The 26,385-nt window shown below is 71.0% G+C and carries 20 protein-coding genes and 1 tRNA gene; 9 read left to right on the forward strand and 12 right to left on the reverse strand.

From position 1 onward, the window contains the following. The first annotated feature begins 6 nt into the window (after positions 1-6). The 3 genes from IE160_RS09400 to IE160_RS09410 are packed head-to-tail and all read left to right on the forward strand — an operon-like array spanning position 7 to position 2,341. Positions 7-804, forward strand: coding sequence for an ABC transporter permease (locus tag IE160_RS09400; protein ID WP_179872358.1), 798 nt, complete (start codon positions 7-9; stop codon positions 802-804). Then, entirely contained in the window at positions 804-1,565 is a 762-nt protein-coding gene (locus IE160_RS09405; protein WP_179872359.1) for an ABC transporter ATP-binding protein, read from the forward strand. The genes IE160_RS09400 and IE160_RS09405 overlap by 1 nt, the downstream gene beginning before the upstream one ends. Further along, positions 1,562-2,341 carry a hypothetical protein gene (locus IE160_RS09410; protein ID WP_179872360.1) on the forward strand — a complete coding sequence of 260 codons (780 nt, stop codon included), beginning with the start codon at positions 1,562-1,564 and terminating at the stop codon, positions 2,339-2,341. Before IE160_RS09405 ends, IE160_RS09410 begins: the two co-directional genes overlap by 4 nt. Here IE160_RS09410 and IE160_RS09415 read toward each other — a convergent pair. Beyond that, positions 2,277-3,575: a CDP-glycerol glycerophosphotransferase family protein gene (locus IE160_RS09415; protein WP_191150905.1), complete on the reverse strand. Its 1,299-nt coding sequence runs from the start codon at positions 3,573-3,575 to the stop codon at positions 2,277-2,279. The two genes, IE160_RS09410 and IE160_RS09415, sit on opposite strands and share 65 nt — an antisense overlap. Before the next feature lie 110 nt (positions 3,576-3,685). Between IE160_RS09415 and IE160_RS09420 the strand changes: the two genes are divergently transcribed. Next, positions 3,686-6,466: a CDP-glycerol glycerophosphotransferase family protein gene (locus IE160_RS09420; RefSeq protein ID WP_191150906.1), complete on the forward strand. Its 2,781-nt coding sequence runs from the start codon at positions 3,686-3,688 to the stop codon at positions 6,464-6,466. Positions 6,467-6,499: 33 nt separating this feature from the next. Here IE160_RS09420 and IE160_RS09425 read toward each other — a convergent pair whose 3' ends face one another. The 4 genes from IE160_RS09425 to IE160_RS09440 form a co-directional block, all read right to left on the reverse strand. Continuing rightward, a complete protein-coding gene (locus tag IE160_RS09425) occupies positions 6,500-7,549 on the reverse strand; it encodes a glycosyltransferase family 2 protein (RefSeq protein ID WP_191150907.1) in 1,050 nt (349 codons plus the stop codon). A 19-nt stretch (positions 7,550-7,568) separates the two neighbouring features. After that, a complete protein-coding gene (locus tag IE160_RS09430) occupies positions 7,569-8,945 on the reverse strand; it encodes a S1C family serine protease (RefSeq protein ID WP_224744438.1) in 1,377 nt (458 codons plus the stop codon). A 135-nt stretch (positions 8,946-9,080) separates the two neighbouring features. Then, positions 9,081-9,671: a hypothetical protein gene (locus tag IE160_RS09435; protein ID WP_191150908.1), complete on the reverse strand. Its 591-nt coding sequence runs from the start codon at positions 9,669-9,671 to the stop codon at positions 9,081-9,083. 242 nt (positions 9,672-9,913) lie between these two features. Next, complete coding sequence (locus IE160_RS09440; RefSeq protein WP_191150909.1) at positions 9,914-10,456, reverse strand: hypothetical protein; 543 nt, start codon at positions 10,454-10,456, stop codon at positions 9,914-9,916. A 157-nt stretch (positions 10,457-10,613) separates the two neighbouring features. Between IE160_RS09440 and IE160_RS09445 the strand changes: the two genes are divergently transcribed. Further along, entirely contained in the window at positions 10,614-11,261 is a 648-nt protein-coding gene (locus IE160_RS09445) for a TetR/AcrR family transcriptional regulator (protein ID WP_179872366.1), read from the forward strand. A gap of 38 nt (positions 11,262-11,299) precedes the next feature. Then, entirely contained in the window at positions 11,300-12,502 is a 1,203-nt protein-coding gene (locus IE160_RS09450) for an aminotransferase class I/II-fold pyridoxal phosphate-dependent enzyme (RefSeq protein WP_191150910.1), read from the forward strand. Positions 12,503-12,512: 10 nt separating this feature from the next. On the opposite strand, the gene IE160_RS09455 is transcribed toward IE160_RS09450, so the two are convergent. Then, entirely contained in the window at positions 12,513-13,319 is an 807-nt protein-coding gene (locus tag IE160_RS09455) for a carbon-nitrogen hydrolase family protein (RefSeq protein WP_191150911.1), read from the reverse strand. 53 nt (positions 13,320-13,372) lie between these two features. On the opposite strand from IE160_RS09455, the gene IE160_RS09460 reads away from it, so the two are divergent. Together IE160_RS09460 and IE160_RS09465 are read left to right on the forward strand one after the other, a co-directional pair. Further along, on the forward strand, positions 13,373-13,882 hold the full coding sequence (locus IE160_RS09460; RefSeq protein ID WP_224744439.1) for a DoxX family protein: 510 nt from the start codon (positions 13,373-13,375) through the stop codon (positions 13,880-13,882). Next, positions 13,879-14,763 carry a ribokinase gene (locus tag IE160_RS09465; RefSeq protein ID WP_191150912.1) on the forward strand — a complete coding sequence of 295 codons (885 nt, stop codon included), beginning with the start codon at positions 13,879-13,881 and terminating at the stop codon, positions 14,761-14,763. Before IE160_RS09460 ends, IE160_RS09465 begins: the two co-directional genes overlap by 4 nt. On the opposite strand, the gene IE160_RS09470 is transcribed toward IE160_RS09465, so the two are convergent. Further along, entirely contained in the window at positions 14,745-15,392 is a 648-nt protein-coding gene (locus IE160_RS09470) for a DUF998 domain-containing protein (RefSeq protein ID WP_191150913.1), read from the reverse strand. The genes IE160_RS09465 and IE160_RS09470 overlap by 19 nt on opposite strands. Positions 15,393-15,504: 112 nt before the next feature. Between IE160_RS09470 and heR the strand changes: the two genes are divergently transcribed. Beyond that, complete coding sequence (heR, locus tag IE160_RS09475) at positions 15,505-16,308, forward strand: heliorhodopsin HeR (protein ID WP_191150914.1); 804 nt, start codon at positions 15,505-15,507, stop codon at positions 16,306-16,308. Between the two features lie 176 nt (positions 16,309-16,484). Here the strand turns inward: heR and IE160_RS09480 are convergent, their stop codons facing one another. The 5 genes from IE160_RS09480 to IE160_RS09500 all read right to left on the reverse strand — a co-directional run bounded on the left by IE160_RS09480 (position 16,485) and on the right by IE160_RS09500 (position 26,305). Next, positions 16,485-17,777, reverse strand: a complete 1,293-nt coding sequence (locus IE160_RS09480; RefSeq protein ID WP_191150915.1) for a phosphatase PAP2 family protein — start codon at positions 17,775-17,777, stop codon at positions 16,485-16,487. Positions 17,778-17,904: 127 nt separating this feature from the next. Next, positions 17,905-17,978, reverse strand: a tRNA-Met gene (locus IE160_RS09485). Positions 17,979-18,060: 82 nt separating this feature from the next. Beyond that, positions 18,061-19,389: a GAF domain-containing protein gene (locus IE160_RS09490; protein ID WP_191150916.1), complete on the reverse strand. Its 1,329-nt coding sequence runs from the start codon at positions 19,387-19,389 to the stop codon at positions 18,061-18,063. A gap of 125 nt (positions 19,390-19,514) precedes the next feature. Continuing rightward, positions 19,515-22,409 (reverse strand): UPF0182 family membrane protein, encoded by a 2,895-nt coding sequence (locus IE160_RS09495; protein ID WP_191150917.1) that lies wholly within the window; start codon positions 22,407-22,409, stop codon positions 19,515-19,517. 122 nt (positions 22,410-22,531) lie between these two features. Next, on the reverse strand, positions 22,532-26,305 hold the full coding sequence (locus IE160_RS09500) for a chromosome segregation SMC family protein (RefSeq protein ID WP_191150918.1): 3,774 nt from the start codon (positions 26,303-26,305) through the stop codon (positions 22,532-22,534). Positions 26,306-26,385 lie beyond the last annotated feature (80 nt).

Consider the following 26,385-nt stretch of genomic DNA (forward strand, 5'->3'; position numbering starts at 1 on the left):
GACCGCGTGACCACCGCCCTCCCCCCGCGCCGCGCGCGTTCGCGCTTCGATGCGTACCGCCAGTCGCTCTGGCTGCTGACGAGCCGCGACCTGCGCGTGCGGTACTCGACGTCATTCCTGGGCTACTTCTGGTCGGTGCTCGAGCCGCTCGTCATGGCGGTCATCTACTGGTTCGTCTTCACGCAGATCGTGCAGCGCACGATCGGTGCCGAGCCCTACATCGTGTTCCTGCTCGCGGGCCTGCTGCCGTGGATGTGGTTCAACGGCGCCGTCGGCGACTCGACGCGCGCCTTCATCAAGGACGCGAAGCTCGTGCGCTCGACGCGCATCCCTCGCACCGTCTGGATCAACCGGATCGTGCTCGCGAAGGGCATCGAGTTCCTCGCGAGCATCCCCGTCATCGTCGTGTTCGCCATCATCTTCGGTGCCACGCTCACGTGGGGTGTGCTGTGGCTGCCGCTCGCGGTGGTGCTGCAGACGGTGCTCACGGTCGGGCTCGCCATGATGATCGCGCCGCTCGTCGTGTTCTTCCGCGACCTCGAGCGCGCGGTCAAGCTCATCCTGCGCTTCCTGTTCTACGGCTCGCCCATCATCTACGGCCTCTCCGACCTGCCAGACGGGCTGGAGCTCTGGGCCTCGTTCAATCCGCTCGCGGGCATCATCTCGCTCTACCGGGCGAGCTTCTTCCCCGACCAGGTCGATGCGACCGCCGTGCTCATCGCGGCCGCGATGAGTCTCCTCTTCCTGGGTGCGGGCATCCTCGTCTTCCGGCGCATGGTGCGCTCGGTGCTCAAGGAGATCTGATGGCGACGACCGAGCCGAGGAGCGCACCCGTCATCCGGGCCAGCGGAGCGGGAATCCGGTTCCGGCGCAATCGCACGGGACGGCGATCGTTCAAGGACCTGTTCGCGGGGCGGGACCGCCGCGCGCGCCCCGGTGAGTTCTGGGCGCTGCGCGGCATCGACGTCACCGTGCACGAGGGAGAGGCCATCGGCGTGGTCGGCCGCAACGGCCAGGGCAAGTCGACGCTGCTCAAGCTCGTGGCGGGCGTCATGCTGCCCGACGAGGGCACCGTGGAGGTGCACGGCGGTGTCGCGCCCCTCATCGAGATCACGGGCGGCTTCGTCGACGACCTGACGGTGCGCGAGAACGTCTTCCTCACGGCGGGACTGCACGGGATGCCCCGGGCCGAGATCGTCGCCCGCTACGACGAGATCATCGACTTCGCCGAGCTGCGCGACTTCGTCGGCACCCCGTACAAGCACCTGTCGAGCGGCATGAAGGTGCGGCTCGCGTTCGCGGTCATCTCGCGGCTCGAAGAGCCGATCCTGCTCGTGGACGAGGTGCTCGCCGTGGGCGACAAGGCCTTCCGCGCCAAGTGCTATCGGCGCATCGACGAGCTGCTCTCCGCCGGCCGCACCCTCTTCTTCGTGTCGCACAACGAGCGCGACCTGAAGCGGTTCTGCGCGCGCGGGCTCTACCTCGACAAGGGCGAGCTCAAGCTCGACGGCCCGATCGGTGAGGTTCTCGCCGCCTACGACGCCGACTACGGGAGCGTGACGTGAGCCTGACACCGCACGAGGGCGAGCCCGGGGCTCCCGCCGACCCCGCGCTGATTCGCGGTCTGCGAGCGGCCATGTCGGCGCAGCGGCCCGCGGTGCTCGCGCACATCCGCAGCATCCGCCGCCAGCACCCCACCGCGTCGCCCGAGCAGGTCGTGCGCATTCTCGAGAAGCGGTTCCTCGCGAGCGTCACCCTCAGCGGCGCCGGCAGCGGCGGAGCCTCGGTCATTCCCGGGGTCGGCACCGCGATCACCCTCACCGTCATCGGCGCCGAGACTGTGCTGTTCTTCGAGATGACGGCGCTGTTCGCCCAGTCGGTCGCCGAGATTCACGGCATCGTCGTCGACGACGAGGAGCGCGCCCACACCCTCGTCATGGCACTGCTGCTGGGTGGGCCGGGCAAGGAGCTTCTCGAGCAGTTCATGCGCCACGCCGGGACGCGCAGCGGCGACCGAGTCGAGTACTGGGGAGAGACGATCACCGCGACCATGCCGAAGGCGGTCACGAGCTACCTCAACAGGGCGTTGCGCGAGCAACTGGCCAAGCGCTTCGCCGTGGCGCAGGGGGCCGGCATGGCCGGCCGCCTCATCCCGTTCGGCATCGGCGCGGTCATCGGCGGCACGAGCAATCGCATCATCGGCGGTCGCGTCGTCACCGCCGCGCGTCAGGCGTTCGGGCCAGCCCCGCTGACCTGGATGGCCGAACTCGAGGCGATCAGTCCTCGCCGGGAACGGCGTCTTCGTCTTCCTCGTCGTCGAGGGGGTCGGACTCGCTCGTGATCGGGTCGGCGGCGTGCGCCGCCGCCGCACGCTCCCACTCATCGAAGAGGGTCTCCACCGCGGCATGGAACCGCGCCGTCGCCGCACCCGGCGTCGTGTCGCCGAAGTAGCGTGTGACCCAGGCCGTGAGTGCATCGTGCGCCTCGGTGCTCGTGAGCACGTGGTCGACGAGCGGCACGATCTGATCGGCCTGCTCGGCGCTCAGCCACTCGCACGCACTCAGGTAGCCGGACTCGTCGATCTCGGCGTCCGCCGACGCCGGCCGCGCGACGATGAGCGGCTTGCCGGTCGCGAGCCGGTCGTAGATCATCGCCGAGATGTCAGTGATGGCGACGTCCGCCGCGACGAGCTGCCAGCCGAGCGACGAGCCCGAATCGTAGAGGTGGTGGGCGGCGGGGTCGGCGGCGTTCGCCTGCGCGAGGGCGGCGACGATGCGGTGGTGCGCCGCGCGGTACCCGCGGTCGACGACACCGCTGCGCGGGTGCGGCCGGTAGATGACGCGGTGGCGGCCGGTCGCGAGCAGAGCATCCACGAGTCGCTCCCCGTGGCTCGCGATCGAGCCGTACGCGGCGGCAGGGCGGTCGCCCTCCCAGGTGGGCGCGTAGAGGACGACTGTGCGGTCGTCGGGGGTGAACGGCAGCTCGCCGGCGAAGTGGTCGGCCTGCGGCCGCCCGATCTCGAGCACGCGCCGGTCGAGGTCGTAGTTCCACAGCTTGCGCGCGAGGCGATCCTTGGCGGCCTGACCGGCGACGAACGCGTAGTCGTATGCCTTGTACTGGTTCGTCGTCATGTACATCTTGTCCGACTCGCCGTGGTTGACGAACACGTGCCACATGCGGCTGTACCGGAACATCTGGAAGTTCTTGGTGTTCTGGTTGACGTAGAAGACGAGGCGCAGCGGCTGCTCGGCGACGAAGCGCTCGAGGTCGGTCACCCTGCGCAGGTAGACGGCGGGAACGGGCGACTCATCGAGGAGCGTCATCATCGTGCCGGGGCTGCGGCTGATGATCGCGACCGGATGCTCGCGCGCGAGCTCGGCGAGCGGCGCGTACCACTGCCTGATCTGGTAGAGGTTCACGCACGTGTCGGCGAAGTACACGGCGATCTCGATCGCCCCGGGGTCGGGAGGAGTCACGCCCTCGAGCCGTTCCGCGAGCAGAGCGCGATTGCGGCGCGAGCGCAGGAGGTTGCGCGCGAGGCGCCGCGCCGCTCTCACCTGCCCCCAGATCTCCATAGGTCCATCCTCCCAGCGCCATCGGAGCGCCCTTGACGATTCGGCCACACCGTTACCGAGTTGTTCGCAAGCGTGTGCGGCGGCGGCGCGAGGTGACAGAATCTCTCGGGATGGCCCGCTTCACGTTCAGCGCCGGCAACGCGCGCGTGCTCGCCCGCGCCCCGCTCTACGCGCTCGGGGCGCTCGTCGCCGTCCTCGTTCCGCGCAGCCCTCGGCAGTGGGTGCTCGGCTCGGGAGCCGGTCTCGGCGAGGGGGCGCTCGTGCTGCACGACCTCGCGCACGAGCGCGATCCTGCGCGGCGGCTCACGTGGCTGGCGTCGAGTCGCGCCGAGCTCGATGCGGCGCGGGCGCGCGGCATGCGCGCCCTGCCCAAGCGCGGGCCGCGCGGCCTGTGGGCGACGCTGCGCGCGGGTGTCGCGGTCGTGACGCACGGCTTCGGAGACGTCAACCGGTTCGGCGTGAGCGGCGCGCGCGTCGTGCAGCTGTGGCACGGCATCCCGCTCAAGATGCTCCACCTCGATTCGGCGGCCGCTCTGCGCCTGCCCCTCATCGGTTCGCTGCCGGGGGTCGGCCGCCTCATGCGCGCGCTGTACCGCCGGGCTGGGGCGCAGATCGCGCTCTTCCCGGTCGCGTCGCCACTCGTGGCGGGCCGCATCCGCAGCGCGTTCGGGCTCGACGCGGCGCGCATCCTCGTCTCGGGTGATCCGCGCGATGATGCGCTGCTGCAGGGCACGGCCGAGGAGCGCCGCCTGCGCGCCCGGGCGTCGGTCGCCGACGCCTGCGGTGCGCTGCCCGAAGAGGGCCCGGTCGTGCTGTACGCGCCGACGTGGCGGGACGGCGAGGAGGATGCCGCGATCCCCACCCGCGACGAGTGGCGGGCCATCGCGGCCTGGGCCGACCGCGCCGGGGCCGTGCTGCTGATCCGCTCCCACCCGCTCGGGGCGGGCTCGTACGCGGCGGGGGCGCAGCACTCGCCGCGCATCCGCCTGCTCGGCAGCGACGTGCTCACCGATGTGACCCCGGTGCTGCCCGCCGTCGACGTGGTCGTGACCGACTACTCGTCGATCGCATTCGATGCGGCGATCGGCGGCGTGCCGACCGTGTTCTTCGCGCCGGACCTCGCCCGCTACCTGGCGACGCGCGGGCTGTACACGCCGTACCGCGAGTTCAGCGGGGGCGACCCGGCGACGACGTGGGCGGAGGCGCTCGAGCGTCTGGCCGCCGCGCTCGGCGCTGGACGGGCCGCAGCGCTCGCGCACGCGGCCTGGCTGCGCGACGAGCACGTCGATCTGCTCGACGGCCGCGCGACGGAGCGCGTGCTTGACGCGGTGCTCGCCCTGCTCGGCGAGCAGCCCGCCGACACGGCGACCCCCGCTGTCGTCACCGAGCGGCGCATCGTGGTCGAGGAGGCGACGCTCCGCGACGACGCGAAGGGTGCACCGTGCCTGCGCGTGCGGGGACGCTCCGCGACGAGGATGCTCGACCTCGCGCTCGCGGGCTCCCGCCACACGATCGCGGGCACGGTCGAGCAGTCGGGCACCGCGTTCACGGCGACGTTCCCGCTGCTCGGGGAGCGCTGGGGGGCGGCGAGCCTGGCGCCGCGGTCGGGCGACTACCGGCTCGAGACCGTGCTCGAGGGCTCCCCGCGCACGGCCCGCGCGGCGGTGCACGCCGAGCTGCCGCCGCCGCTCGACCATGAGCGGCTGCGCGCTCGGCTGCTCGCCGAGGGCGGCACCCTGCTGCTGCGTGTCGAGCCTCCGCTGCGGGATGACGAGCGCGGTGCATCCGCTCAGAAGCGCCTCGAGCGCAACTACCGACGCCGCGCAGCTCGCCCGGAGAACGCCCTGTTCTTCGAGAGCTTCTACAGCCAGACGGTCGCGTGCAATCCGCTCGCGATCGACCGCGAGCTCGCGCGCGCACGGCCCGACGTCACGCGCTACTGGTCGGTCGTCGACCGCTCGATCGCCGTACCAGAGGGGGCGGTGCCGATCGTCGAGGGCTCGGCCGAGTGGTGGCGGGTGCGCGCGGACGCGCGGCTGCTCGTCGTCAACGACTGGCTGCGCAAGCGGTGGATGCCCCGACCGCACCAGACCGTGCTGCAGACGTGGCACGGCACGATGCTCAAGCGCCTCGCCCTCGACCGCGACGGTGTGGGACTGCGCACGCGCATCGCGGTGCGGCGCGAGAGCGCCCGGTGGAGCATTCTGCTCGCCCAGAACGACTATGCGGCGCGCATCCTGCGTCGGGCATACGCGTTCCGCGGGCCGCTGTGGGTGGAGGGCTACCCGCGCAGCGACACGCTCGTCGTCGGCGACCGCGCGACGGTGCGCGCCCGTCTGGGCCTGCGGGCGCAGGACCGCGCCGTGCTGTACGCGCCGACCTGGCGCGACGACCGCACCGAGCTCGTCGACTACCTCGACCTGCCGAGCTTCGCCGCCGAGCTGCGCGAGCGCGACCCGAGCGCGGTGCTCGTCGTGCGCGGGCACAGCCGCACGCTGCGCTTCGGCCGCGACCTCGAGGGGCCGGGCATCGTCGACGCGACGACCTACCCCGATGTGGCGGACCTGCTGCTCGCCGCGGACGTCGTCGTCACCGACTACTCGTCGATCATGTTCGACCTCGCGGCCACCGACACCCCGGTCATCCTCTTCACGCCCGACCTCGACCGGTACGCCGACGAGCTGCGCGGCTTCTACTTCGACGTCACGACCGACGCCCCCGGCCCCGTCGTGGCGTCACGGGATGCTCTGCTCGACGCGATCGACGCGAGCAGCGCTGCCGCGCTGCCGGCGCAGCGCGCCGTGTGGCACGAGCGCTTCACGCCCCTCGACGACGGCCGCGCGGGCGAGCGGGTCGTGGCGCGCATCCTCGCCGAAGGCCTCCTCGACTGAGCGCGCAGGCGGCCCCCGCGTCGACGTGCGCTCCTACGACTCGATGCGGGAGCGGTCGACGGCATCGCGCGCCCCGAGGAGCACACCGCGCAGGAAGCCCGCGGCCCAGCTGTAGTGCATGACGGCGATGACGGCGGCGAAGGTGGCGCGGTCGCGCAGCCGTTCGCCGCTCGATCGGAGGAGCAGCAGGGTCAGCAGCAGGGCCGTGTAGAGAACGGGCGCGAGGTACACGAGGGAGAGGACGAGGGCGAGCGGCCCCGTCAGAACCCTGGTCAGCTCGAGCACGAGCAGCACGAGGCTCAGCGCGCTCGCGACGAGGAGCGCAGGCGGGGCGAAGTACCGCAGCGGGTGACGGCCTCCCGCGCGACGCACGAGCTCGCCGCGCCAGATTCCCGTGGCAGTGAACTGCCTGGCGAGCTTCCCCCAGGTGTCGCGAGGCCAGTACACGACCTGCAGCTGCGGGTCGAGCCACACGAGGTGGCCTGCTCGGCGCAGGCGCAGGTTGAGCTCCCAGTCTTCCCCGCGCTTGAGGCCCTCGTCGTACAACCCGACCGCGTCGAGCGGCTCGCGGCGCATGAGACCGAGGTAGGCGCTCTCGGCGGGGCCCTCGGAGGCGCCACCGTGGTAGGGGCCGCCGCCCAGACCGAGTCGGCTGTTGTAGGCGCGCGCGATCGCCGACTGCAGTCGCCCGCGCCCGGTCGCGACCATGACCCCGCCGACGCTCGCCGCTCGCGTGCGCTCGAGGGTCGCCACTCCCACGGCCGTGTAGAGGGGGTCGAGCTCGGTGTGGGCGTCGACGCGCACGATGATGTCGTGGCGCGCGGCACGGATAGCGCGATTGAGACCGATGGGGATGGCCATCTCGCGGTTCTCGACGATGCGGATGCGGGCATCCTGCTCGGCGAGGGCGCGCACGCGCTCGCTCGTGCCGTCCGTCGACGGGCCAAGCGCGATGACGAGCTCCTGCTCACCCTCGTACTGCTGGGCGAGCACGCTCGTCACCGCGTCGTCGATGTAGGCGGCCTCGTTGAATACCGGCATGACGTAGCTCACGCCGGGGGGTGCGGTGTCGAGGGGCGCCATAGCTCCCGAGGCTAGCGGGTCAGCCGAGCTCGCCGAGCGTGACGGTCACCTCGTCGGCGACACCGTCGCGCACGTAGACGAGCGTCGTGGTCTCTCCGCCGGCGAGTACGCGAACCTGAGCGGTGAGGTCGATCTGGTCGGTGATCGGCACGCCGTTGAAGACTGTGATGACGTCGCCAGCGCGCAGGCCGGCGCGCTCAGCGGCGCCGTCCGGCGAAACACCGTCGATGAGTGCTCCGACGACGTCGCTGTCGGAGGACGTCGCCGCGCTCGTCACCGTCGCCCCGAGCAGCCCGTGGCTCGCGGTGCCGGTGGCGATGAGCTCCGTCGCGATGCGCTGCGCGTAGTTCGCGGGAATCGAGAAGCCCACACCGATGCTGCCGGCCTGGCTCCCCGAGCCTCCTGCCGTGGCGATGGCGACGTTGATGCCGATGAGCTGGCCTTCGTCGTTGAGGAGCGCGCCTCCCGAGTTGCCGGGGTTGATGGCGGCGTCGGTCTGGATGACCGGCAGCGAGATCGTGGACGACTGACGCTGCTGCGGCTGACCTTCAGCGTCGGGGTCGCGCGGGGTGTCGAAGTTCCAGAAGTCGAAGGGAGCATCCTCCCCCTCGGGCAGCGGGTCGCTCGGCGTCTGCGGTACGGCCGAGGACTGCACCGTGATGGAGCGGTTGAGGGCCGAGATGATGCCGTTCGTGACGGTGTTGGAGAGCCCGAGCGGCGCGCCGATCGCGATCGCGTTGTCGCCGACGTTGAGCGCGTCCGAGTCGGCGAACTCGATCGGCACGAGGCCGTCGGTCTCGCTGACCTGGATGACGGCGAGGTCGGCGAGCGGGTCGGCGCCGACGAGCGTCGCGTCGACGATGCGGCCGTCGCTCAGGGTGACCCTCAGGTCGGGGTCGGAGGTGGCGCCGTCGAGCGTGGCCACGTGGGAGTTGGTGATGACGTACCCGTCGTCGCTGAGGATGACCCCCGAGCCACTGCCGCTCGCTCCGCCGCCGGCCACCTGGATGGTCACGATCGAGGGCAGCGCTGTTGCGGCGACGCTCGTGACGAGCGTGGCGTTGCCGGGGTCGTTGACGCTGATGCTGAGGGGCGTGCCCGTCACGCCCGAGACGACCGTCGGAGTGTTCGACATGACTGCCGCGACGACGCCGCCGCCCGCGGCACCACCGATGAGGGCACCCACCGCGAGGGCCGCGACGAGCGGAGCGCCCGAGCGCTTGGGAGCGGGCTGCTGGGGTGCGGCGTGCTGGGGTGCGGCGTGCTGGGGTGCGGCGTGCTCCGGGGCAGCGGGCGCGGACTGCGGGGCGGTACCGGTGGTCGGTGCGCCGGTGGTCTCGGCCGCGCGGGAGTCGTCGGGGGTTCCGGGTGCAGCGCCGTATGGCGTGGAGTTCATGAGCTAGATCCTTTCAGCTGCGCCCAGCGTGCTCCGCCAACCTGTGCGTCGTATTTACGCGGCCTGAGCGCGACCCGGCGCTTCGCACTGCGCCCCCACAGCGCACGGCGACCCGTGCGGGGGCGGGGTGCTGTCTCAGCAACCGCGGCCGCTCGGCGCGGTCGCGCAGTCGCGGTCGACGAGCACGGTCACCGCCTCGCCGGCCGTCGCGGTGAGCCGGTTGGCGGGCAGCCGCAAGGTGCCGGGGATGCGCTGCCATGCTCCGTCACGAATCCGATACTCGGCGGTGTAGTCGACGTCGAGGTCGATGACGTAGGTGCCGGATGCTCGGTAGATGTGGCTCGTCGCCGTAGCGTCGAACTCCCGCAGCCCGAGAGAGCTCCACGGCGCACCCCGCGTGGCGAGCACGGCACTCGTGCCGTCGCCGTAGCGCCAGCGGTAGGAGAACGGTGTGAAGCGCACGGTGGCCGGGAGCCCCAGCAGCTCGCCGTCCACGGTGTGGGCCGACGTCGTCGTGTAGAAGTTCGTGGGTAGGCCGACGACCATCCAGCCGTCGGGCTGCATGAACTGCACGGGCGGGGTGGGGCGGAAGGCCTCGATGTCGCTCAGCGAGATCGGGGCGGCCTCCTCGCCCGGCTCCCCCGGGCCGCCGGGACGGATACCCGCGCAATAGCCCTCGAACACGTCGATGCACGGCGTGACGAGGCGCGGGACTCCCCCGCTCACGTCGGGACGACCACTTCCGCTCCCGCCATCCGTCCCTCCGCCCCCGCCGCCCGGATCGTCGAGGTCGCCGACGAGAAGCGCCTCATCGTCGCCAAGCTCGCCGCCGATGTTCGGGCATCCGGTACCGAACTGCGAGCCTCCTAGGCAAGCTTCCCCTTGCGCGTAAACGGCATGCTCGTGCGCGCTATCGATCGAGACAAGTACAAGAAAAGAAACGAGAGCCAATGCAAGCGTGCGACTAGTCAACACACATCGCCACCCGTCCACTGTGTGCGGCTATTCACCAGTGCCTCACCGGGCCTAAACACCACGGACGATTCCCAAGCTGAGAGATCTGGCCTCTCTGGCGTCACGAGAGACTTCCCCGCCTCGTCGAGCAGGTCAACTCCCGCGACACTCTCGCATGCATAGAAAACCAATTCGGTCGCATCTTCCGCGTGAATCAGCATCTGAAGCCGAACAGTAGTCACGGTCCTAGGCGCAGTTATCCGGAGGCCTTCGACCTCAAATTGCTCCACAGACTGCATAGCTTCGTCGAGCGCTTGCTTCTCAGCGAAGTCATCTAGAGACACGTCCGGAGAAGGCGGGTCTTGAAGCTTGGCATCGAGCGCGGCGAGGAACTCCTCGTACGCCTCGGTCGCTGCGGCGAGCGCCTCCTCGTCACTCGCGAAGAGAGGAGCCTCCTCACTCGGAGGGCTCGCCGGCGGGAGGGCAGTGGTCGGGGTGCAGCCGACCATCGCGAGCACGAGCAGGGGCGCGACCAGGGCGTGGGGGCGTCTCGGCATGGCGCTCACGGTAGGCGCGAGCGCAGCATCCGGCCCCGAATTCTCCACATGCCGCACCCGAATAGGGGTGTACGCACCTGTCTGTCGCTCCACGTACACTCAGACTGTGCTCCACCCCGAATCACCCTCCTGACCCCCGAACCGTGATGAGTACTCGATGACCCACCCCCCTGTCACCGACATCGACCAGATCCTCTCCGCTGCCGCCGACCTGATCATGCACGACGGCTACAGCGCGGTCACGTTCCCGGCGCTCGCCGAGCGCTCCGGCGCCCCACGCGACGAGATCGCGAGCCTCTTCGAGACCCCCAACGATGTTCTCGTGAGCATGCTGAACCGCGAGTTCAGCCTCATGTATGCGAGCATCGTCGACCACGCGGAGCGCGATCCTCGCGGCGGCCTGCTCTCGCGCATGTACACCTACATCCTGTCGTCGGTGTACGAGCGTCCGCTCGCCCGCACCCTGTTCGTCATCGATCGGGATGCCCTGCACCAGATCATGCGCAACGCCAACGGCTTCGTCTACATACCCAATGTGGGCGTGCGCGCCGACCTCATCGAGAATCTGCAGAACGTGGGCATGGTGCGGCCGGATATCGACGCGCGCATGGTGTCGAGCGTGCTCTCGGTCTGCTCGGCCGGGCTCGCCATCACGGCACCGCACGACGACCTCGACACGACGATCCGCGCCATCGCCGACCTGCTGCACCGCTCTGTCGACGCCGACGTCGCCGACACCTCCCCCGGCAAGGGCGTGTTCTACGAGTGGGCGACGAGCCTCACGCTGCCCAAGTCGAGCAGCTGACGCCGCGCCGGCTGGCGTCCGGTGATTAGGGTGAAGTGATGAGCACCCCACCGCCGTGGCTGCGCACCGTCGACGCGGCCGGTCTCGTCGACGCGGCCGGCACGGTGCGCTCCACCATCTTCGCCGAGATCTCCGCCCTCGCCACCGAGCACGGCGCCGTCAATCTGGGGCAGGGATTCCCCGACGAGGATGCTCCGCGCGAGGTGCTCGACGCGGCCATCGAGGCGATCAACGCGGGAGTCAACCAGTACCCGCCGGGCCGGGGCATGCCCGTGCTGCGCCAGGCGATCGCCGAGCACCGCGAGCGCTTCTGGGGCGACACGGTCGACCCTGACACGGAGGTGATCGCGACGACGGGGGCCACAGAGGGCATCGCCGTCGCCCTACTCGCCCTCGCAGGGGCTGGCGACGAAGTCGTGACCCTCGAGCCGTACTACGACTCCTACGCGGCCGTGATCGGCCTGAGCGGCGCCACGCACCGCACCATCCCGTTGCGCGGCGACGACTTCCAGCCGGAGCCTGCCGAGATCGACGCCGCCATCGGGCCCCGCACGCGGGTCGTGCTGCTCAACAACCCGCACAACCCGACCGGCTCGGTGATCCGCCCCGACCTGCTCGAGCGCATCGTCGCGCGCGCCGCCGCCCACGACGCCGTCATCGTGAGCGACGAGGTGTACGAGCATCTCGTGTACGACGACGCGCCGTTCACGCCGGCGGCGCTCATCCCGGGAGCGCGCGAGCGCACCCTGACCATCTCGAGCGCCGCGAAGACGTTCCGCGTCACCGGCTGGAAGATCGGCTGGATGACCGGCCCCGCCGACCTCATCGACCACGTGCTCGCCGTCAAGCAGTTCACGACCTACGTCAACGGGGCCCCCTTCCAGCCCGCCGTCGCGGTCGGCCTCGGCCTGCCCGACAGCTATTTCGACGAGCAGCGGCGCTCGCTGCAGTCTCGACGCGACCTGCTCAGCGACGGGCTTCGCGCCGCCGGCTTCCGCGTGAGCCCGTCGAGCGGCTCCTACTTCGTCGTCGCCGACGCTGCCCCGCTCGGCATCACCGACGGTGCCGTCGCCGCGCGCGAGCTCACGCTCGACCCTGGCGTCGCCTCGATTCCCCTGCAGGCCTTCGCTCCGCGCTCGAACGACCCCGTCGTGCGCTCCTCGCTGCGCTTCGCGTTCTGCCGCACCGAAGCCGCGATCGCCGACGCGAGCGAGCGGCTGCGCGCCTTCGCCGCCCGGTAGCGGTCGATCGTCAGAGCGGTGCGACCCCGAACCGGCGCAGCTGCAGGGCGGGGTTGATGCGGCGCACCTCGTCGAGGTGGGCCCGATCGGGCGTGGCGACCGCGACATCCACCTCGTCGTCGAGGTAGGCGAGCTGCGCGCCCAGCGGGTCGACGATGAGGCTCGCCCCCGCCCCGATGGGCGGCGGGTGGTCAGCGCCGGCGAGGTACACGGTGTTCTCGATCGCCCGCGCCGCGGCGAGCGTCACCCACGCGTGCCTCTTGCCCGGGCCGGCAACCCACTCCGCGGGCACGAGCACGAGATCGGCGCCCGCGTCGGCGAGACGACGCGTCACCTCCGGGAATCGCAGGTCGTAGCAGGTCTGGATGCCCACCCGCAGCCCCGCGAACTCGAACAGCTGCGGCTCGCCGATCTCGCCGGGCTCGACCCACCGCGACTCCTGGGCCCCGAACGCGTCGTACAGGTGCAGCTTGGGCGAGGTCGCGAGCAGCGCGCCATCGGTGCCGACGGCGACGATCGTGTTGCGGCACTTCTCGGGCTGCGACGACTGCTCCAGGAGCCCCGCCACGATGATGACCTCGAGCTCCGCGGCGATCGCTGAGAGCGCCGAGACGAAGGGACCGTCGAGCGGCTCGGCGTTCGCGACCCACCCCTCGTCTGGCCGGGACGTGAAGTAGGCCGAGTACTCGGGGAACACGACGAGCCCCGCGCCCAGATCGACGGCCTTCTGGGCGAGCTCGCGCAGCTCGGCGAGGTTCACGTCCCGGTCGGCTCCCGGGCCCCACTGGGCGACGGCGACGGCGGTGCGAGTGCTCATGCGACCAGCCTACGACCAGCCCTTCGCCGGGAGGCAGTGCCAGACTGTGCGCCATGCGCGACCCCTCCGCTCCCCCCGCCAGCACCGCTCCGACCGACCCGGTCACCCGGCGACCGTCCGGTGCGTCCTGGCCGCAGCGCCTCGCGCGCTGGCTGCTCGGCGCCGCACTGCTGCTCGCCGGGCTCGGCCACCTCACCGTCGGCCGCGAGGAGTTCCTCGCGCAGGTGCCGCCGTGGCTGCCTCTCGACGGCGACATCGTGGTCGTCGCGTCCGGCATCGTCGAGATCGCCCTCGGCCTGGCGCTCCTGGTGCTCGGCCGGTGGCGCGTGCCCGTCGGCTGGCTCGTCGCCCTGTTCTTCCTCGCCATCTTCCCCGGCAACATCGCGCAGTTCACCGAGGGCCGCGACGGATTCGGCCTCACGAACGACGTGGCCAGGGGCATCCGGCTGCTGTTCCAACCTCTCCTCGTGGCGTGGGCACTGTGGTCGACGGGAGCCTGGGCTGCCTACCGCTCGTGGCGCGCTGGTCGCCGCCGCGACCCCTCTGGCACGATGAGGGGATGACCGCGACGCTCATCGTTCTCGGCTCGGCGAACACCGACTTCACGGTGCTCGTGGAGCGCCACCCGCAGCCCGGCGAGACCCTCATGGGGGGTGACCTCGTCACGGCGACGGGCGGCAAGGGCGCCAACCAGGCTCTCGCCGCCGCACGATCGGGTGCTCTGCCCGTCTTCCTCGGTGCGGTCGGCGCTGATGCGAACGGTCACGCCATGCTCGACGCCCTCGGCTCGGGCGGCGTCGACGTCTCCCGCACGCTCACCCTCGAGGATGCGCCCACCGGTGTGGCGCTCATCACCGTCTCGCGCGACGGCGAGAACACCATCGTCGTGGCGCCCGGCGCCAACGGCCGGCTGAGCGTCGAGGCGATCGCGCCGATCGTGCGCGAGCTCGCGGGCCCCCGCACCGTCCTGCTGGCCCAGCTCGAGATTCCCCTCGACGTCGTGATCGCCGCGGCCGAGGCGGTCGACGCGGCGGGCGGTCGCGTGGTGCTCAACCTCTCCCCCAGCAGGCGGATTCCGGATGCTCTGCTCGCCCTGTGCGATCCGCTCGTCGTGAACGAGTCAGAGGCGCACGACCTCAGCGGGCTGACCGTCGACTCCGTCGACGACGCGACCGCTGCCGCCACCGCGCTGCTCGACCGCTGCCGCAGCGTCATCATCACCCTCGGCGGGGACGGCGCCGTGTTCGCGAGCCCCACCGGTGCGGGTCATCTGCCCGCACCGCGCGTGACCGTCGTCGACACGACGGGGGCCGGTGACGCCTTCGTGGGCGCCGTCTGCGCGGAGCTCGCCGAGGGCGAGTCCCTCGAGGCCGCGGTCGAGCGCGGCGTCGCGGCGGGCGCCGCGGCCGTGCAGTGGCTCGGCGCTCAGCCGCCGCGCAGGTGAGGCTCTCGCGCTGACGCGCGGCGGTCGCGCAGAGCGAGGGCGAGCACGACGACGGCGGGCCACAGCGACTCGAGGTAGGCGGCGATCCGTTCGGCGAGACCGATGAGAGCCGGGTCGGGCGACGCCTCGATCCACGCGAACGCCACGCAGGCGGCGCCGACCGCGAGGGTGCTCAGGGTCGCCCCGACCGGGCGCACGAGCCACGGGTACCGCGGTGAGAGGCGCATGCTCAGCACGGGCCACAGGGCCAGCAGCACGAACCCGGCCATGGCCGAGTAGCGGTGCTCGGGGCTCGACTCGCCGACCGCGGGCAGCGGGAACGCCGCGACCGCGAAGAGCGCGACGCCCGCGAGCGCCAGGGCGGCGCGGCCGGGCCACGCGAGGCCTCGCGCGAACGCCGCGGTGACGAGGTGGCACGCGCCGGTCAGCACGAACATGAGGGTCATGAAGACCCGCGTGGGGGCATCCCCCGCCGCCAGCTCACTGATGGTCATCGCGACCGGATCGAATCCCGGCCAGGAGAGCTCGGCGACGATCGTGCCGCCGATGAAGAACACCGGGGCGAGGAGGGACGAGACGAGCGCGGGCCGGCTCACCAGTCGACGGTCGGGTCGCGTCGTGTCTGTCACGTTCTCACCGTAGCGGGACACGGCTGGGTCGGCGCCTGCTGGCGTCTGCGCCTGCTCGCGTCTGCGCCTGCTCGCGTCAGCCCCGAACCCGCCCGGCCCGAAGGAGCGCACCATGGCGAAGAAGACCTACACCCCCGACCAGCAGATCGACCGGCTGCGGGTCTACAACCTCGTCGCCGGCAGTCTGCACCTGCTGCAGGCGATCGGCTTCGCGATCGTGCTCACGATGCTCAGCACGCAGGTGCTGTTCGCCGTCACCGCCGACTACCTCGCCGGCCCTCCCGGCGTGCCTCTGCCGCCGGAGCGCGTGACCCTGTTCGAGGTGAACATCGGCATCGGCGTCGTGGCGTTCCTCGCCCTGAGCGCCTTCTTCCACTTCCTCATCTCGAGCCCGTGGTTCTTCGGCCGCTACAAGGGCGGGCTTCTCGCGAACCGTAACTACTTCCGCTGGGCGGAGTACTCGCTCAGCTCGTCGATCATGATCTGGCTCATTCTCGCCATCAACGGCGTGACCGACATCGGTGCCCTGTTCGCGGTCTTCGCCGTCAACGCGGCGATGATCCTGTTCGGCGCGTTGCAGGAGAAGTACGAGCAGCCCGGCTCCGGCGGCATGCTTCCCTTCATCTTCGGCTCGATGGTCGGCATCGTGCCGTGGATCCTGGTGCTCATCTACTTCCTGCGCCCCGGCAGTGAGAGCGAGGTCGCCGCCCCCGACTTCGTCGTCGGCATCGTCATCTCGCTCTTCGTGTTCTTCAACACCTTCGCCGTCAACCAGTGGCTGCAGTACAAGCAGGTCGGCAAGTGGAAGAGCTACCTGCAGGGCGAGCGCACGTACATCACGCTCAGCCTCGTGGCCAAGACGGCTCTTGCGTGGCAGGTGTTCTCCGGCGCGATCATTCCCGCGATCGCGAGCTGAGGGCCGCGGGGCGGTCGCAGAGACAGCGGTCGCAGACACAGAGGTGGCCGATGTTCAGCCAGAACCCGAATCCGTCTGAACATCGGCCGGCCGGGGTGCTGGCGACACATGATCCTGAAGGGGGGCGTCGACAGCGGAGGCGGGCCCTCGTTCCCCGGCCCTTCTATCGTGGCGGATCAGGCGATCTCCGGGGGCTCACGCCACGCGCGCGTGTGCGCATTGCGAATGCTGACCGCCCGTTCCCGTCCGCTCCCGGGCCCCGGCCCCGGTCCCGGGCGGATGACGCGCCAGCACGCGGCAAGCCACACCACGGCGAACACGACGCTCGCGAGCGTGTCCGTGGCGAAGTGCAAGCCCCAGTACAGGCGGGCCAGCACGACGCCGGCGACGAGCAGCACGGCGACGGGGACCACCGCGTACCGCCATCGGCTGCGCGACCACGCGAGGACGAGAAGAGCGATCGCGCCGTAGGTGACCACGGTCGCGGCCACGTGGCCTGAGGGGTAGCTGGAGGTCGGCGGCACCATCATCGACAGGTGGTCGACCTCGGGCCGCGCCCGGCCCACGAGCGCGCCCGCGACGAGGTAGACCGCGGTCTCCCCCACGACGGCGGTGACGAGAAGCACCGCAGGAGCGCGCCTCCGCGTCAGGGCGAGAGCGATCGGCACTGCGGCAAGCTGCACCGCGATGATGCCGGGCGTGTTGCCGGCAGCATCGAGCACCGTCGCGAGCGCGGAGAGGCCGTCAGAGCGGATGCTCACGAACCAGTCGATGATGCGGTCATCGACCTCCTGCACGGCGGCGGAGGGAACGATGACGAAGCTGCCGATCGCGGCCACCGTGCCCGCGAGGAGCACGAGGACGGCACCGAGTGCCGCGACTGCGCGCGCCAGGGACGGCGAGGGGCTGCTGCGCTCGGGCGCCAGGCGGAGGCGGTCGCTGTGCCCGACCGCCATCGTGAGCCAGCCAGCTGCCTGCGCTCCCGACTGATCCGACACCCACCGCCGCCACAGGAGGCCGACCGCCCCGGCCCAGAGCACTCCGATCGCCCCCGCGGAGAGCACGACCGCGAGTGACGCCGACCCCGACGCGACCGCGGCGGTTCCGAACCCGACGACGAGCAGCGCAGTCCCCAGCACCCACCACCTCTTCGCCGGAAGGACGGGCCGGAACACCATGAGAAGGAGGGCCGAGGTCACCGTGAGGCCGAGCACGTCGTCGAAGAATGCCAGGTTCATGCCGCCCTCGCCGGTCGACAGCCACACGGCCACGAGGAGCGGCACGACCGCGGCGAGGAGAGCGCCGCCGAGGCCACCGAGCGCGAGGACGACCGCCGCCCTCGGCAGTCGACGAATGAGCAGGAAGACCACGGTGGCGGGCAGAAGGGCCCAGCCGGCCTGTCGCCCGATGTCGGCGACGAACGCGAACCCGCCGAGCACCCCCGCCAGGACATCGGTCAGCACTCCCATGTCGTGAACCCTCCCGGCCGCCGGGCGCGTCAGGCTCGTCGCGGTGGTTCAGAGCACCACGCACAAGCAAGAAGCCCCCGAACCAGACGATTCGGGGGCTTCCACCGTCCTTCGTGGAGGACGACCGTTGCGGGGGCAGGATTTGAACCTACGACCTCTGGGTTATGAGCCCAGCGAGCTACCGAACTGCTCCACCCCGCGGCGAAGCCCCCAGTCTAGCAGTCGCCCCCGGCGCGGTCGAATCGAGCCCGGCATCATCGCGTGCCCTCCCCGACCGGGCGGCCTATGCCGGGGTCGCGAGCAGCTCGCGACGCAGCTCGGCCGGCGAGGTCGGCGCATCCTGCGTCACCGCAGGGTGCGCGACGCGGCCCCCGTCGCTGAAGATCGCACCCCAGATCGTGCTCTGCGCCGCCGTCGCGAGCTTGCGCAGCACCGAGAGGTCGGTGGGGGTCGTGATGTTGCGCGGCCGCGAGTCGATGACGCACAGCGCCCCGAAGTACCGACCCTGAGGGTCCTGCAGCGGCGTGCCCGCGTAGTAGCGAATGCCGTCGACATCCGTGACGAGCGGGTTCGCGGCGAAGCGCGGGTCATGCGGAGCATCCGGCACAACAAGCGTCTCCTCGTTGCGCACCGCGATCGCGCAGAAAGACTGCTCGATCGGTACCCCCTCGAGGTCGATGCCGCAGCGCGCCACGTGCCACTGCTTGTCGGGCCCGAGCACCGTCAGCAGCGCCGTGGGTGCGTTCATCGCCGCCGCCGCCATCGTGACGATCTTGTCGAGCGAGGCCTGCGCGCCGTGCAGCAGCTTCACGAGCTCGGGAGCATCGGCGATGCCCGACGTCATGCGGTCCACGGCGCGCGTGCGGCGCCGACCCTCGACCGAGTCGTGTGCTGAGTAGGCGAGGTCGAGCGGCGAGGCCAGCTCGTGCGCGATGACCGCCGCCCACGCGGCATAGTCGGCCGGGGTGTGCCGACCGGAGGCGCCTTCCGGGCTCGGCACGGCCGGCAGAGGCAGCGTGCGAACGGTGGGCAACGGGTCGGCCAACCGGTCGGTGATCTCGTTGAGACGACGCACGAGCACGTCGGCGAACCATCCACCACCGCCCACGAAGGTCGGGATGGTCGTGATCGAGGTCATCCCGACCATGAGCAGGAGGTTGCCCTGCGCGACCCGATTGCGCCAGATCTCGAGCGCCAGGCGAATGTTGCGCCGCCACACTCGAGGCGACGTCCCGGCGAGTGCGTCATTGATGCCGACCGTCGTCACGACGGCGTCGTAGTCGCTCAGCCGCGCTCCTCCGATGATCGGCGCGAGGTTGGCCGACGTCATCTCGGAGTTCGCAATGACGTCGACGATCACACCACGCCCCGTCATCGAGCGCAGAGCACGCGCGAGAGAGCCGGCGAGGGCGAGATCGTGGGAGGCGACACCCCAGCCGACAGCGGGGCCGGAGCCGATGATGAGCACGCGGTCGGCGGAGGGTCCGTCAGCTACGGCGTGCGGCGCGCCCGTGGGGCGCGGCATCCAGGACAGATCCTGCTGACGCCACGACGCCCACAGTCGCATGAACGGCCTGACGAGGAACACTGCAGCGGCGAGTAGTGCCGACACGATGGGCTTCCTTCCAAGCCCCCCTTCGCTGAGCGAGCCTAGGGCGCCCCGTCTACCCCCGCCATCCCCCGAGCGCGGGAGCCCTGCTCGGGGGACAGACGGATGGGTCTACTGTTCGCTGCTGCCTAGTCGCTCAGAGCGATGGCCCGCTCGATGGCGTCCTGCAGCCGCTCGTCGGCTTCAGCCGCCGCCACGAGATCGTTGGCCGCGTAGGCCGCCTGGCGGTCCTGGAGCGCCTGGCGGGCGTCCTCGAGCGCGGCCTGCAGGTCGCCCGTGGGCGGCGTGCTCGGCTCGGTCGGCTCCTCGGGCGCCTCGGGGTCGGTCGGCGCCTCCGGGTCCACCTCGGGCAGCGTGGGGTCGACGTCGCCGTCGCCCGCATCGGCACCCGAGTCGCCGCCGAAGAGCGCGTCGAGAGCCTGGTCAAGGGTGTCCTCGAAGGCGATCGAGTCACCGAACGACACGAGCACCTTGCGCAGCAGCGGGTAGCTGGTCTCACCCGTCGACTGCACGTAGACCGGCTGCACGTAGAGGAATCCGCCGCCGACCGGGAGGGTCAGCAGGTTGCCGCGGAGCACCTCGGTCTCGCCGCGCTGCAGGAGCGCGAGCTGGTTCGCGACCTCGGTGTCGGAGTTGAACTGGTTCTGCACCTGACCGGGGCCCGGAATCGTCTGCGAGGGCAGGGTCAGCAGCGTGAGCTTGCCGTAGTCGTCACCGGGGTCGGAGTTCGCGGCGAGATAGCCGGTCAGCACATTGCGCTCGTTGTCGCTCGCGGTGCGCGGGATGAAGGTCGAGTACAGCGTGAAGCCGGGCTCGTCCTCCCCGGGAACCTGCATCGTGAGGTAGTACGGCGGCTGCGTCGTCGGCGCGGCGGCCGACGAGATCGGGTCGTTCGGGGTGACCCACTCGTCATCCGTCGAGAAGAACGAGCCAGGGTCGGTCACGTGGTAGGCGCCGAGGATGTTGCGCTGCACCTTGAACAGGTCGGAGGGGTAGCGCACGTGGTCGAGCAGCTGCTGGCTCATGTCGTCGACCGAGCGCAGAGTCGTCGGGAAGACCTTCTGCCAGGTCTTCAGAATCGGGTCCTCCTCGTCCCAGGCGTAGAGCGTCACCTCGCCGTCGTACGCGTTGACGGTGGCCTTGACCGAGTTGCGGATGTAGTTGATGTCGTCGACCGGGAACTGCGGCGACGGCGTGTACGTGTCGGCGACGGCGGCCGAGAGCGGCACCGAGGTCGAGTACGGGTAGCTCGACGTCGTCGTGTAGCCGTCGACGATCCAGACGATCTCGCCGTCCACGACCGCCGGGTAGGGGTCAGAGTCGAGTCGCAGATACGGGGCGGCCTTCTGCACCCGGTCGAGCGGGTTGCGGTCGTAGAGGATCTGCGAGTCATCGGTCACCGCCTCGGAGAGGAAGATCTGCTCAGACTGGAACTTGATCGCGTACAGCAGGCGCTTGAACACGTTGTCGAGCGCGGGCCCGCCCTCACCCTCGAAGGTGTACGTCGCGTTGCCCGCGGCATCCTCGCCCGCCCCGTCGGAGGGGAAGTCGAGCTCGAGGTTCTCGCCACCGCCGACGATGGAGTACAGGGGCGAGAACTCGCCGAAGTAGACGCGCGGCTCGTACTCGCCGAGCGCCTCGGTGAGCGCGCCGTCGACAGGGATGCCCGACTCGAGGAAGAGCGGCTGGCCGTCGTCGGCGCGCTGGTTGCCGTAGGCCGCGACGACGCCGTAGCCGTGGGTGAACACGATGGTGTTGTTGTACCAGTTCTGCGAGGTCTGCCCGTCGGGGTTCAGCTCGCGCAGGGAGAGCACGGTGTCTTGCGTCTGGCCGTCGATCACGTAGCGGTCGACGTCGAGGTACTCGGGGAACTGGTAGTACTGGCGGAACTGCTCGAGCTGGGCGAAGGCCTCGGTGACGAGAGCCGGGTCGATGAGGCGGATGTTCGCGGTCGTCTCCGCATCCTCGCGCAGAGCGCCCTCGGTCGCGTCCGTCTTCGCGTCGTAGGAGATCTCGACGAGCTCGTCGACACCGTAGGCCGCTCGAGTGGCGTCGATGTTGCGCTCGATGAACGGCGCCTCGATCGTGCGCGCGCTCGGGTCGACCTGGAAGCGCTGCACGATCCACGGGTAGACGCTGCCGATGAGCAGACCGCTCACGAGCAGCAGGGCCGTGCCGACGATCGGCAGGCGCCAGCGCCCGATGATCGCCGTGATGATGAAGAGCACGGCGACGAGCGCCGCGATGCCGGCGAGGATCGCCCTGCTGGGAATGGTCGCGTTGACCTCGGCGAAACCAGCACCAGCGGGCAGGAAGCCCTCGCTCGGCGCGATGACGGCCGCGTACTGGTCGAACCAGATGCTCACGCCCTGGAGCGCGATGTAGACGGCACCCGTGATCGCGAGCTGGATGCGCGCGGTGCGGGAGATGCGGATCTCACGGCCGTTGACGCGCAGTGCGCCGTACAGGTAGCTCGTCGCGAGGGCCGCGAGCAGCGAGAGCAGCACGGCGGCGGAGGCGAAGGCGATGATGCCGCGGTAGAAGGGCAGCTCGTAGACGAAGAAGCCGATGTCGAAGCCGAACTGAGCGTCGGTCGTGCCGAAGGGCGTCCGGTTGAAGAACTGCAGCACCTGGGTCCACTGCGCCGAGGTCGTGACACCCGCGAAGAGGCCGAGCACGGCGGGGATGCCGATCATGGCGGCGCGGCGCAGAGGCTCGATGGCCTCCTGGTAGCGGTCGAGCTGCGAGTTGAGCTTGGCGTAGACCGGCCGGGAGCGGTAGGCGATCTGCAGGCTCGCCCACACGGGCAGGAACATGCCGACGAATCCGATGAGGAACATGACGCCCGTGGCGATCCACTGCGTCGCGAGCACGGGCAGGTACCCGAGCTGGTCGAACCAGAGGATGTCGGTGTAGACGTTCGCGAAGACGAAGAACAGCGCCACGAGAACACCCACGACGATGGCCGTGATGATGAGGGCTGAGCGCGATCGGTTGGTCGGCTGCGAGGTGGTGGTCGACACTGAAATGGCTCCTGAGGTCGTCGGGCGAACTTCCCCAGACTAGCGGGCCGTGCCTGGCATCGGGCCGGTCGCACCCCTAACGTTCGCCGCGAGCACAGTCGTCGACGCGGACTGCGTCGGGCTCAGCTGGCGAGCTCGTCCGGATTCTGCACGCGCTGCCCGACGACGGCGCTCACGCCGTCCTGCCTCATGCTGACCCCGTAGAGGGCATCCGCGATCTCCATCGTGCGCTTCTGGTGCGTGATGATGATGAGCTGGGATGCCGCTCTCAAGTCGCGGAAGATCGTGAGCAGCCGGCCGAGGTTGGCGTCGTCGAGCGCTGCCTCCACCTCGTCCATGATGTAGAACGGGCTCGGCCTGGCCTTGAAGATCGCGATGAGCAGGGCGACGGCGGCGAGGGAGCGCTCGCCGCCGCTCAGGAGGCTCAGCCGCTCGATCTTCTTGCCTGCGGGTTTGACGGTCACCTCGATGCCCGTCGTGAGCATGCTCTCCGGGTCGGTGAGGTACAGGCTGCCGGTGCCGCCGGGGAACAGGATCGGGAACACCGTGTCGAAGGCGGCCTGCGTGTCGGCGAACGCGGACGAGAAGATGTGCTGCATCGTCTCGTCGAGCTCGTCGATGATCGTCAGCAGGTCGCGGCGGGTGTTCGCGAGGTCGGTGAGCTGCTCGGTGAGGAACTTGTGCCGCTGCTCGAGCGCGGCGAACTCCTCGAGGGCGAGCGGGTTCACCCGGCCGAGCTGGCCGAGCTTGCGCTCCGCTCGCGCGAGCCGCGTCTGCTGCTCGGCGCGGTCGAACGGCTTGCCGCTCGGTTCTGCCGTTCGCAACTCAGGCTGTGCGTGCTCAGGTGCGTGCGAACCGGGCACATCGGTCGCTTCTGCCTGAGTGGCGAACGCGCGCGCGGCGGCGTCGGCGACGAGTGCGGCGGTGCGGGCCGCGTCGTCGTCAGCGGTCGGGTCGGGCTCGGGCTCGCGGTCGACCTCGGGCGCATCGGGATCGGGGTCGACGCGCGCGGCAGCCTGCGCAGCGATCGCATCGGCCGCCGCTCGGGCGGCCGCGGTGAGGGCATCGTCGTCCGGCACGGGCACGTGCGGGCCGTACTCGTCGACGAGGACCTCCTCGACGAGCCCGAGCTCCTCCCCCGCGCGTTCGAGCAGCTGGCCCAGGTGCAGCTTCTTCTCGTAGATCTGCAGCTCGAGACCGTGCACGTTCTCGGTGATGCCCGCGAGCCGCTCGCGCAGAGCGGACTCGCTGCGGCGCAGCTCGAGAAGCTCCTCGTTCTGCGCGGTGCGCTGCGCCTCCGCCTGGGCGAGCGTGACGCGCGCCTCGGCGACCGACGCATCGACGGCCGCGAGCACGGCGGGCAGCGACGCGGCGACGCGCGTCGCGCGCTCGACCTGCCGCTGCCGCAGCACGGCGCGGCGAGCGGCCTCGTCGGCGGCGGCACGCTCGGCCTGTCGGCGGCGCTCGAGCTGCTCGGCGCCGTCGCGCGCGGCGCGCACCCGCTCGCGCGCCGTCTCCAGCTCGATGCGCCGCTCCAGCTCAGCCGCACGCGCGGCCTCGAGGTCGCTCAGCAGCTGGTCGCGGGCGGAGGCATCGAGCATGGGGCGCGGGCGGCCGGCGAAGTCGGCGTGCTCGGCCTCAGACCGCTCGACCGCGCGCTCCGCGTCGCCGACGGACTCCTGGGCGCGCTCGAGGGCGCTCGTGAGGCGCGCGGCCTCCGCCTCGGCGGCCTCCGCCTGCGCTCGGGCCCGGGAGACCTGCTCGCTGCGAGCCGCGCGCTGAGCATCCTGATCGCGCACCGCGGCGAGCGCCGCGGTGGCCGCCGCCTTCGCCTCGGTGAGCGCGGTGCGCGACGCATCGAGGGCGTACCGCGCGCGCTCGATGCCCGTCGTGACGTCGCTCAGCCGATCACGGGCGGTGTCGCGCTCGGCGGCGAGCTCGAGTCGACTGCGACCCTCCCCCGACCCGCCGCGCAGCACGGAGCGCGTGAGCACCTCGCCCTGCCGCGTGACGATGCTCACGCTCGCCGCGCCGTCGCCGCGCTTCTCGAGGGCGGGCCACGCGGCGCGTGCAGCGTCGAGGTCGTCGGCGATGAGGGTGCGCGCGAGCAGGTCGAGCACGCCGGCGGGAGCCGTGACCACGTCGACCGCGGGGGTGAGCCCCGTACCGCCCGCGAGGTCGCTCGTGTCGGAGCCCGCGCTCGAGAGTTCGGCGAGCACGACCTCTACCCGGCCGGCATCGCTGCCGCGCGCGCTCTCGAGGGCGCGCAGCGCCGCGTCGAGGTCGTCGGCGAGCGCCGCCTCCGCGAGCGAGCCGAGCGCCGCGGCGATCGCGGCCTCGAACCCGCCTCTCACCTGCAGGTGGTCGGCGACGAGGCCGCGCACGCCGGCCGTGCCGACCAGGCCGGATGCCCCGTGAGGCGCATCCACCGCCTGCGAGAGCGCGCTGACCCGCGCCGCGAGGGCGTCGCGCTCGCGCTCGAGGGCGTGCAGGGCATCCCGTTCGCCGTCGATGCGCGCGGTGGTGTCGGCGACCGCGGTGTCGGCGGCCTCGAGGGCGGCGTCGAGCTCGGCGTCGCGCCCGGAGGCCTCCTCGAGGGCGGGCAGGGCGTCGAGCTCGGCGCGCGTGCTCGACTGACGCTCGCGCGCCGCCTCGAGGGCCGACTCCTGCCGCAGCAGCTCGCCGCGCGCAGCAGCAAGAGTGGAGCGCGCGACCTCGACGCGACCAGCGAGGGCGGCGAGCTGCAGGTCGTGCTGCGAGACGAGGGCGCTCTGCGCGGCGATCTCCTCGTCGAGGGCGTCGAGCGCCGCGCGGGCAGTGGCCGTGCGGGCGGCAGCCTCGCCGACCGTGCGCTCGGCGGCGTCGACCTCGGCGCCGAGGGACTCGGCCTCGGCCCGGGCTTCCGCCACCTGCGCCTGCGAGATGGTCGACGACAGGCCCGGCAGCTCAGACTGCTGACTGAGCAGCGTGAGCTTCTGCTGGGCCAGCGAGTAGAGGCTGCGCAGGCGCTCCTGCACCTGCTCGAGCTCGAACGCGAGGCGGCGCGCGCCGTCGACCGCGTCTCCGACCTGCTCCGCTTCGAGACGCTGCACGCGCACGCGAGCCTGGTCGAGCTGACTCTGCAGCACGAGCCGCTCGCTCGAGCGCTCCGACTCGGTGCGCTGGTGGTCGGCGAGGCTCTCGCGCAGGGCGACGACCTCGTCGGCGAGGAGTCGGGCCCGGGCATCCCGCACGATCGCGGCGATCGTCTGCGCTTCGCGCGCGATCTCGGCCTGGCGACCCAGTGGCGTCAGCTGGCGCCGAATCTCGCCGGCGAGGTCGTTCAGACGCGTCAGGTTCGCCTGCATGCCCTCGAGCTTGCGCACCGTCTTCTCCTTGCGACGACGATGCTTGAGGATGCCCGCGGCCTCCTCGATGAACCCGCGACGCTCCTCGGGGCTCGCGTGCAGCACGGCGTCGAGCTGGCCCTGCCCGACGATCACGTGCATCTCGCGGCCGAGCCCGCTGTCGCTCAGCAGCTCTTGCACGTCGAGCAAGCGGCAGGCCGTGCCGTTGATCGCGTACTCGCTGCCGCCGTTGCGGAAGAGCGTGCGCGAGATCGTGACCTCGGCGTACTCGATGGGGAGCATCCCGTCGGAGTTGTCGATCGTCAGCAGCACTTCGGCGCGGCCGAGCGGGCCGCGCGTCGCCGTGCCCGCGAAGATGACGTCAGACATGGTGCCGCCGCGCAGCGTCTTCGCACCCTGCTCGCCCATGACCCAGGCGAGGGCGTCGACGACGTTCGACTTGCCCGAGCCGTTGGGGCCGACGACGCACGTCACGCCCGGCTCGAACTGGAAGGTGGTCGGCTGCGCGAACGACTTGAAGCCCTTGAGGGTGAGGCTCTTCAGGTGCACGCGCTGCCCTCCCTCGGCGGCTTGGCGCGCGGTCGCGCACGGACGAATCGATCAGGGCTACCGTACCGGGTGCCGCGGGC

The sequence above is a fragment of the Chryseoglobus sp. 28M-23 genome (genome assembly GCF_014789785.1).
GTDB classification, from domain to species: Bacteria; Actinomycetota; Actinomycetes; order Actinomycetales; family Microbacteriaceae; genus Microcella; species Microcella indica.